Origin of the sequence: Glycomyces sp. NPDC021274, from assembly GCF_040641195.1 — a bacterium.
Classification (GTDB): domain Bacteria; phylum Actinomycetota; class Actinomycetes; order Mycobacteriales; family Micromonosporaceae; genus Glycomyces.
In genome coordinates this window covers 1-1598 of the sequence record NZ_JBFADC010000051.1, presented here as the reverse complement: position 1 = coordinate 1598, position 1598 = coordinate 1, and the positions used below count along the sequence as shown (strand labels likewise).

At 69.1% G+C, this 1598-nt stretch carries 1 protein-coding gene and 1 pseudogene; both read right to left on the bottom strand.

Going from position 1 to position 1598, the window contains the following annotated elements; genetic code table 11:
- Positions 1 to 609: pseudogene (locus tag AB0I03_RS26445) on the bottom strand (hypothetical protein); the annotation flags it as partial.
- A gap of 86 nt (positions 610 to 695) precedes the next feature.
- A partial coding sequence (locus AB0I03_RS26440) for a protein phosphatase 2C domain-containing protein (RefSeq protein WP_360417314.1) occupies positions 696 to 1598 on the bottom strand: 903 nt, incomplete at its 5' end.

Below are 1598 nucleotides of genomic sequence, written 5' to 3'. Positions count from 1 at the left end.
GTAGATGTCGCTGGCTCGTGTGGCTTTCTCCTCGCCTGGGGGGATTTGCCAGTCGGGGGTTTCGGCTTGGGGCAGGACGGTGGTGCCGCGCAGGCGCATGGCGTCGCAGTCGATGAGGAAGCACTCGGGCTGGGGGGTGGTTGTGAACAGCAGGTTCTTGGGGGAGAGGTCGCCTATGGTGATGCCGAGGCGGTGGAGGCGGGTGAGCGTGGCCGCGAGATCGGCCAGGACCAGAAGCCGGTCGTGGTCGCTGATGGTCAGGCCGATCCCAGCGACGTAGTTGTCATCATTGAGCAGGTACTCCAGGTTCGCCAGACGCCTCGTGCCGGCGGACGTACCAGCCAGGCTCTTGAACGTGAACCGGAACCGATCCGGCACGGCCCGCATGAGGAACCCACAGGCACGGCCGTCGCGTTCGACCAGCGCCGCAGGCCAGGCCGTCTTCCCGCACAGCCACCGCCCTTCGGCGGCGCTGAGTTCGCGGAGCAAGCCCACCTGGGCTGTCAGCGCGGCCGGGTCGAGGCCGGGCAGCACGGTGGTGGCGTATTCCTTGTAGACGACGTCCCAGCCGCCGTCGTCCGCGGTCTCGTTGATCTTCTTGTGGGGCACCTCGAACACCGTGCCCTGGCCCCCCTGGCCCAGCTTGCGCCCCAGAGTGAGCGTGGCGTGATCAACGACGGGTAAGCGCCCGGGGGTCACGGCGACTCTGGCGCGGTGCGGGGCCAGATGGCCAGCAGGGTACGGTCGTCGTCGAAGGTCTCCCGGGAGAAGTCCAGCAGATGCGCGAGCCACAGAGGGGGCGGCGGGGTGGTGAGATGCCGGGTGAACAGGGCACCGACTTGGCCGTCGCCGTCGCCGAGCGGATCCGCGAAGCCGTCGGTGCCGATCAGCAGGACCTGGTCGGCGGCCAGGCGGATGCTGGCCTGCTCAAGAGGATCGGGCACATGAGGCAGCGGCGTCACCTCGTTCGACACCACCACGGCATCCGTACCGGTCTTCGACCCGAACAGCGGCTGGTACCGCCCGGTCGATGAGTCGAGGACCCAGCCTCCCGAATCCCCGATCCGGCAGATTTCGGCCACGGGCTCGCCAGCTGGGCGGGGGCGTACAACGCCTGCCACGAGCGTCGTCGCATGCAGGCCCGCCACCTCTCCCGCCGCGGGCTGCTTGCCGCTCAGACGCCACTGGGTGACCTGACGCAGCCGCTCGGCGGCATGACGCGCCACGCCCGGGAAATCCAACCGCCCCTGGTCTTGGGACAGCTGATGAAGCATCTTCTCCAGGGCGGCCCGGCACGCCTCGATAGCGCCGAGCTCGGAGTTGGCAGCGCTGGAGACACCGTCCGCGACTGCGAAGGCGATGCTGCCTGTGACCTTGTGCACCGCGGCGCGCGCGGCGTCTTGGCGGGGCTGGTGGTAGTAGCGGTGCTTGGCACCGCGCACTGACGCAAAACGCAGACAGAGGCAGGAAGTTGACCAACCGTCACATTCGGCGTCGGGGAAGTCGAAGGCGTAGTGCTCCGGCGGCCGTGCCTCGAACTCCGGGCCCGGCACACCCACCGTGACCCGTTGCCACGGCACGGGCCCCGGCTCGGCGGC